The sequence below is a fragment of the Methylibium sp. T29 genome, from assembly GCF_000576205.1.
In the GTDB taxonomy this organism is placed as follows: Bacteria; Pseudomonadota; Gammaproteobacteria; order Burkholderiales; family Burkholderiaceae_C; genus Methylibium; species Methylibium petroleiphilum.
Genome location: NZ_AZND01000187.1, coordinates 1 through 6,546, shown reverse-complemented (window position 1 = coordinate 6,546; position 6,546 = coordinate 1). Strand labels below are relative to the sequence as shown.

The following is a 6,546-nucleotide window of genomic DNA, read 5'->3' as shown; positions in this document are numbered from 1 at the left end:
CCAGAACCATAAGCTGCCGGGCCCGAAGGTGCGTCGCCACTATCTGCACCACGACTACGCCAACGAAAAGCGTGCCGCGTGGAACCGCCTTGGGCAACACCTCGCGACGATTCTGTCCGCCGCTGCGACCTCGAAACAGGTCGCCCGGAAAGGTCGGTCGCGCGGCGCTCGCACTACGACGGCCACCGGGCAAGTGCTGGCGGGTGCGGAGTAGTTCCAAGCCACTTCGCAGGCACTCCGCGCCCACCCGTCATGTTCATTCCACGTCGAACGCCAATACCGCTCGCACTGTCCGCTGCAGTCCGTCGCGGACCGTATGCAGCCGCTGCACGGTTTACCCCTTGGTTTACCCCTCAGGCCATCACAAGACAAAACGGGTTAGCAACTTGCGTTGCTAACCCGTTGATTTTATTGGCGGAGTGGACGGGACTCGAACCCGCGACCCCCGGCGTGACAGGCCGGTATTCTAACCAACTGAACTACCACTCCATGTGGTTGGCAGGTTTCACATCGCTGTGCAAGTCCTGCGCTGACTTGGCGTCCCCTAGGGGATTCGAACCCCTGTAATCACCGTGAAAGGGTGGTGTCCTAGGCCTCTAGACGAAGGGGACTGAAAACTTCTGGCAAATCACTTCTCTTTTGAACAGCGCCACCGCAGCTTCAAGCCTTTGGTGGAGGTAAGCGGGATCGAACCGCTGACCTCTTGCATGCCATGCAAGCGCTCTCCCAGCTGAGCTATACCCCCGGCGCTGTTCAAGCGAGACCGAAATTATATGACGATTTTCAGGCTGCTCGCAAGCGAGCCAGCACAGTGTCGCGGGCAAACAGGGCCAGCACGGCATCGACCGACGGCGTCTGCGCGCGGCCGCACACCAGCACGCGCACCGCATGCGCCAGTTGCGGCAACTTCAGGCCGTGCTCGGCAAGCGTAGCCTTGAAGGCCTGCTGGATGGATGCGGCATCCCACGCGATCTCGGCGAACCGGACCGCGAGCGACGACAGCGCGGGCTTCACCGCGTCGGTCACGTGGGCCGCAAGATCCTCGGCGCTCGGCGTCACGTCACCGAAGTACATCGCCAGCCACTGCGCCAGCTCCACGGTGGTGGCGCAGCGGTCCTTGAACAAGCCGCACAGCTTCGCGAGCCGCTCGTCGATGGGAGCAGCAAGGCCCAGCCGATGCAACTGCAGCGCCACCAGCGGCGCCAGCACGGCATCATCGGTGCGCTTGAGGTGCTGGGCACCGACCAGCGCAGCTTGGCCTCGTCGAACTGCGCAGCGCTCTTGCCGAGGTGATCGAGGTTGAACCATTCGACCAGTTGCTCGCGCGAGAAGATCTCGTCATCGCCGTGGCTCCAGCCCAGGCGGGCCAGGTAGTTCACCACCGCATCGGCGAGGTAGCCCTCGTCGCGATACTGCGTGACGGGCTTGGCGCCGTGGCGCTTGCTCATCTTCTCGCCCTGCTCGTTCAGCACGGTCGGCAGGTGCGCGTAGACCGGCGGCTCGTGACCCAACGCTCGCAGGATGTGGATCTGCCGCGGCGTGTTGTTCACGTGGTCGTCACCGCGGATCACGTGGGTGATCTTCATGTCGGCATCGTCGACGACGACGCAGAAGTTGTAGGTCGGCGTGCCGTCGGGCCGGGCGATCACCAGGTCGTCGAGCTCGTCGTTGCTGAACTCGATGCGACCCTTGACCTTGTCGTCCCACGCCACGCTGCCGCCGATCGGCGAGCGGAAGCGGATCACCGGTTGCACGCCCGCCGGCACCGGCGGCAGCGTCTTGCCGGGTTCGGGCCGCCAGGTGCCGTCGTAGCGCGGCTTCTGCTTGGCGGCCATCTGGCGCTCGCGCAACGCGTCGAGCTCGGCCTGGCCCATGTAGCAGCGGTAGGCGAGCCCCTGCTCGAGCATCCCGGCCAGCACCTCCTTGTAGCGGTCCATGCGCTGCATCTGGAAGAACGGGCCCTCGTCGGCATCCAGGCCCAGCCAGCGCATGCTCTCGAGGATGACGTCGACTGCCTCTTGCGACGAACGCTCCACATCGGTGTCTTCGATGCGCAGCACGAACACGCCGCCCGTCGCCCGGGCGTAGGCCCAGGGGTAGAGCGCGGAGCGGATGTTGCCGAGGTGGATGAAGCCGGTGGGCGACGGCGCGAAGCGCGTGCGAACGGGGGCTGGGGAGGTGCTGCTCATGCCGTCAGGGTGTCGAGGCCGCGCGCGAGATCGGCCTTCAGGTCGTCCAGGTCGTCCAGGCCGGCGGCAACGCGGATCATGCCCTGCGTGATGCCGGCCGCCAGGCGCTGCGCCTCGGTCAGTCGTCCGTGCGAGGTGCTGGCCGGATGCGTGATGGTGGTCTTGGTGTCGCCGAGGTTGGCGGTGATCGAGCAGATGCGCGTGCTGTCGATCACGTGGAAGGCGTTGCGACGCGCGAGTTCCGCGCCCTCGCCCTTCACGATGAAAGACACCACCGCCCCGCCGCAGCCGTTCTGCTGCGCCATCGCCAGCGCGTGCTGCGGGTGCGACGGCAGGCCAGGGTGGTAGACGCGCTGCACCGCCGGGTGAGCCTCGAGCCATCGCGCCAGACCGAGCGCTCGCTCGCTCTGAGCGGCCATGCGGATCGCCAGCGTTTCCAGGCCCTTCAGCACCACCCAGGCGTTGAACGGCGACAGGCTCATGCCGGCGCTGCGCATCAGCGGCACCAACTTGTCGTTGACGATATGTGCCGGGCCGCACACCGCGCCGGCCAGCACGCGGCCCTGGCCGTCGAGGTATTTGGTGCCGGAATGGACGATCAGGTCGGCACCCAGCTTCACCGGCTGCTGCAGTGCCGGCGAGCAGAAGCAGTTGTCGACTGCCAGCAGGGCACCGGCCCGGTGCGCCACGTCGGCCAGCGCCGCGATGTCGCACACCTCGGTGAGCGGGTTGCTCGGCGTCTCGGCGAACAGCAGGCGGGTCGTCGGCCTCACGGCTGCCTGCCATGCCGCCACGTCGGTCTGCGACACGAAGCTGGTCTCGACGCCGAACCTGGCCAGTTCACCGCCCAGCAGCTTGATGGTCGAGCCGAACACGCTCTGCGAGCAGATCACGTGATCGCCGGCCTTCAACAGGCCCAGGCACAGCAGCAGGATCGCGCTCATGCCGCTCGACGACGCGATGCAGGCCTCGGTGCCTTCCATCGCCGCCAGGCGACGCTCCATCATCGTGACGGTCGGGTTGCTGAAGCGCGAGTAAACGAAGGCTTCTTCCTCATTGGCGAAGCGCGCGGCTGCGGTGGCGGCGTCGGGGTGCACGAAGCTGCTGGTCAGGTACAGCGCCTCGGAGTTCTCTCCGTACTGGCTGGGTGGCAGGCCCTCGCGTACGGCGAGCGTGTCCAGCCGAACGTCGGCCGGCAGATCGACGCGCGGCAGCCGCTTGGTGTCGTCGGTGCCCGCCATCAGACCTCCGTGGCGCTCTGCAGCGCCAGCCGCGACGCCGACTCGGCATCTTCTTCCAGTTGCAACGGCCGCTGCGCAGCCAGTGCCTCGAAGTCCGCGGCACTCACGTCACCGGTGATGTAGACGCCATCGAAGCACGAGGCCTCGAAGCCGGCCAGGTTCGGGTTCAGCGAGCCCACGGCCTTCTTCATCGCCGCGACGTCCTGGTAGATCAGCGCATCGGCGCCGATGAACTCGCGGATCTCCTCGATGCTGCGGTCGTGCGCGATCAGCTCGCCCTTGGTCGGCATGTCGATGCCGTAGACGTTCGGGAAGCGCACCGGCGGCGCGGCCGAGGCCATGAAGACCTTGCGGGCGCCGGCCTCGCGCGCCATCTGCACGATTTCCTTGCTGGTGGTGCCACGCACGATGGAGTCGTCGACCAGCAGCACGTTGCGGCCCTTGAACTCCGACACGATCGCATTGAGCTTCTGGCGCACCGATTTCTTGCGCATGCCCTGCCCCGGCATGATGAAGGTACGGCCGACGTAGCGGTTCTTCACGAAGCCCTCGCGGTAGGGCTTGCCGAGCTTCTGCGCCAGCTGCATGGCCGACGGCCGGCTCGACTCGGGGATCGGAATCACCACGTCGATCTCGTTCGGCGGCATCGTCGATACCAGGCGCTGCGCCAGGGTCTCGCCCATGTTGAGCCGCGCCTGGTAGACCGAGATGCCGTCGATCACCGAGTCGGGACGGGCCAGGTAGACGAACTCGAATACGCAGGGATTGAGCGAGGCCTTCGCAGCGCACTGCCGCGCGTGGACACGGCCTTCGAGATCGATGAACACCGCCTCGCCCGGCGCCACGTCGCGCACCATGCGGTGGCCGGTGCCTTCGAGTGCGACCGATTCACTGGCCACCATGACGCTGCGTCCTTCTGGGCCTTCCGCATCGCCCAGGCAGAGCGGGCGGATGCCGAACGGGTCGCGGAACGCCAGCACGCCGTGCCCGGCAATCAGGCAGACCACCGCGTAAGAGCCCTTGATGCGCCGATGCACCGCGCCGACGGCCTTGAAGATCTCGTTCGGCGTCAGCGGCAAGTCGCGGGCCGCGAGTTCGAGCTCGTGCGCCACCACGTTCAGCAGCACCTCGGTGTCGCTGTCGGTATTGAGGTGGCGGCGATCGACCGCATACAGCTCCTGCTTCAGCGCATGGGCGTTGGTGAGATTGCCGTTGTGCACCAGCACCAGGCCGAAGGGTGCGTTCACGTAGAACGGCTGCGCCTCCTCCTCGCTGTAGGCGTTGCCCGCGGTCGGGTAGCGCACCTGGCCGAGCCCCACGGTGCCGGGCAATCCGCGCATGTTGCGGGTGCGGAACACGTCGCGCACCATGCCACGCGCCTTGTGCATGAAGAACTTGCGGCCCTTGGCGTCCGGCCCCGCTGTCACGATGCCGGCTGCGTCCTGCCCGCGGTGCTGCAGCAGCAGCAGTGCGTCATAGATCAGCTGATTGACCGGTGCCGTGGAGATCACACCGACGATGCCACACATGGACTACCCCTTGAAATGAATCTCTCTCAGGCCCGCAGATGCCGCGCCACCTCGTGCGGCAGCAGCGGCTTCAGGCCGGCCAGCACCGCCTGCAGGCCCGCCACGCTGTGGGCAGCTTGCCATGCCGGCGATGTCGCCAGCGGCGTCATGGTGACCGCCGTCGCGGCGACCAGCGCCACCAGCACACCGCGCAACAGACCGAACACCGCGCCCAGCACCCGATCGAGCGGACTCAGCGGCGAGGCCTGCACCAGCTTCTTGATCAGCCACGACAGGAAACCCCAGCCGATCAGCACGGCCACGAAGACGATCATGAACGACGCTGCGAGATTGAGCCCCGAGCCGGTGCCCCGACCGGGATGCTCGGCGCCACGGCGAAGCCGAAGGCCTGCGCCGCCACGTAGGCGACCACCCAGCCCAGCAGCGACATCACCTCGTACAGCAGGCCGCGCACCAGACCCACGATGACCGACAGGCCGACGACGGCGAGGAACACCCAGTCAACCCAGCTGACCTGCGCCACGGCGGCGCTCACAGCGTGAGCACGGCCGAACCGAGGCCGGATTGCTTGATCTTCGCGGCCACCTTGTCGGCCTCACCGCGATCGGCGTAGGGGCCGATGCGCACCCGGATGCGCTTGCCCGATGGCGTCTCCACGACCTGCGTGTAGGTCTTGTAGCCCAGCTTCTCGACACGCGAGCGGGCCTCGCGGGCAGAGTCGGCCTCACTGTAGGCACCGACCTGCACGACGAAGCGTGTACTGCCATCGGAGGGCTTGTCGGCAGCCTCGGTCTTGGCCGCGACGACCGCAGGCTTGCCTTCCAACGCGGCCCTGGCTCGGGCAGCATCGGCGGCCACCGCCGGCTTGGTGGATGCGGGCTTGCTGGCGGCCGGCTCAGGCTTCTTGTCGGCGGGTTTTACTGCGGGCTTTTCCGGGGGCGCAGCCGCGACACGCGGCGACGCAGCCGGCACGGCGACCTCGCGTCCGGCCTCCTCGGCGCGCTCCGTCATGACCGCATCGTCCTTCGGTGCCGTCACGGCGTCCGACGGCGGACTCGCCGGCTTGGTGACCAGCGGCGCGGCAGCGTCCTTGCGAGGAATGTCGATCGGGATATCGCCCGACAGCGGTCGCGGCGCCGTGTCGAACAGCAGAGGAAAGCCCAACACACCCAGCACCACCAGCACTGTCGCGCCGACCAGGCGGCGACGTGCACGGCCACGCGCGAGTTCGACGGAATCAGCGTCGGTCGGTGAGGCGCCGGACCCGGTGCCGGACTTGCGTTGAAAGAAGGACAGCAGACCCATGCGAGGAGGCTTCCGGGAGGTGATCGACGGCAAGCGCAACGCCCTGCGATGGTTCCGCGATGCAGGCCGTCGGACCTGCACATCGGGTCGGCAACCGCAATGTCAACCCAGATGCTTGGCAGTGCGGCGTGGCAACCCGTTCTCGAGCACGCCACCGACGGTGAAGAACGATCCGAACACCACAATTCTATCAGCGGGGTCAGCCGCTTCGAGGGCCGCGACGAGTGCGGCGCGGGGCGCTGGATGCTCGCTGGCCTGCACTTGCGGCGGCAGCGGCGTCGC

At 67.2% G+C, this 6,546-nt stretch carries 5 protein-coding genes, 3 tRNA genes and 3 pseudogenes; 1 reads left to right on the top strand and 10 read right to left on the bottom strand.

Annotated features, from left to right (window positions below; translation table 11 throughout):
* Positions 1 to 214 (top strand): annotated as a pseudogene (locus x551_RS26555) (hypothetical protein); the annotation flags it as partial.
* 198 nt (positions 215 to 412) lie between these two features.
* Here the strand turns inward: x551_RS26555 and x551_RS16845 are convergent.
* From x551_RS16845 to x551_RS26550, 10 genes and pseudogenes are all read right to left on the bottom strand, one after another.
* Positions 413 to 489: transfer RNA gene (locus x551_RS16845), tRNA-Asp, on the bottom strand.
* A 46-nt stretch (positions 490 to 535) separates the two neighbouring features.
* Positions 536 to 611: transfer RNA gene (locus tag x551_RS16840), tRNA-Glu, on the bottom strand.
* Between the two features lie 58 nt (positions 612 to 669).
* A tRNA-Ala gene (locus tag x551_RS16835) sits at positions 670 to 745 on the bottom strand.
* Positions 746 to 783: 38 nt separating this feature from the next.
* A pseudogene (gene gltX / locus x551_RS16830) lies at positions 784 to 2,189 on the bottom strand (glutamate--tRNA ligase).
* On the bottom strand, positions 2,186 to 3,430 hold the full coding sequence (locus x551_RS16825) for an O-succinylhomoserine sulfhydrylase (RefSeq protein ID WP_051495812.1): 1,245 nt from the start codon (positions 3,428 to 3,430) through the stop codon (positions 2,186 to 2,188). The pseudogene gltX and the gene x551_RS16825 overlap by 4 nt, the downstream one beginning before the upstream one ends.
* Complete coding sequence (gene purF / locus x551_RS16820) at positions 3,430 to 4,959, bottom strand: amidophosphoribosyltransferase (protein WP_011829744.1); 1,530 nt, start codon at positions 4,957 to 4,959, stop codon at positions 3,430 to 3,432. The genes x551_RS16825 and purF overlap by 1 nt, the downstream gene beginning before the upstream one ends.
* Before the next feature lie 26 nt (positions 4,960 to 4,985).
* Entirely contained in the window at positions 4,986 to 5,273 is a 288-nt protein-coding gene (locus tag x551_RS27565; protein ID WP_253950404.1) for a CvpA family protein, read from the bottom strand.
* Positions 5,270 to 5,494 carry a CvpA family protein gene (locus x551_RS27560; protein ID WP_253950403.1) on the bottom strand — a complete coding sequence of 75 codons (225 nt, stop codon included), beginning with the start codon at positions 5,492 to 5,494 and terminating at the stop codon, positions 5,270 to 5,272. Before x551_RS27560 ends, x551_RS27565 begins: the two co-directional genes overlap by 4 nt.
* The gene (locus tag x551_RS16810) at positions 5,491 to 6,264 is read right to left on the bottom strand and encodes an SPOR domain-containing protein (RefSeq protein ID WP_051495811.1); all 774 of its coding nucleotides are present in this window, start codon (positions 6,262 to 6,264) and stop codon (positions 5,491 to 5,493) included. Before x551_RS16810 ends, x551_RS27560 begins: the two co-directional genes overlap by 4 nt.
* A 102-nt stretch (positions 6,265 to 6,366) precedes the next feature.
* Positions 6,367 to 6,546, bottom strand: a pseudogene (locus tag x551_RS26550) (bifunctional folylpolyglutamate synthase/dihydrofolate synthase); the annotation flags it as partial.

What these genes read in the sequence shown, in the direction of transcription:
- x551_RS16810 (WP_051495811.1), bottom strand. Translation starts at nt 6,264, where the DNA reads ATGGGTCTGCTGTCCTTCTTTCAACGCAAGTCCGGCACCGGGTCCGGC.
- x551_RS27565 (WP_253950404.1), bottom strand. Translation starts at nt 5,273, where the DNA reads ATGATCGTCTTCGTGGCCGTGCTGATCGGCTGGGGTTTCCTGTCGTGG.
- purF (WP_011829744.1), bottom strand. Translation starts at nt 4,959, where the DNA reads ATGTGTGGCATCGTCGGTGTGATCTCCACGGCACCGGTCAATCAGCTG.
- x551_RS16825 (WP_051495812.1), bottom strand. Translation starts at nt 3,430, where the DNA reads ATGGCGGGCACCGACGACACCAAGCGGCTGCCGCGCGTCGATCTGCCG.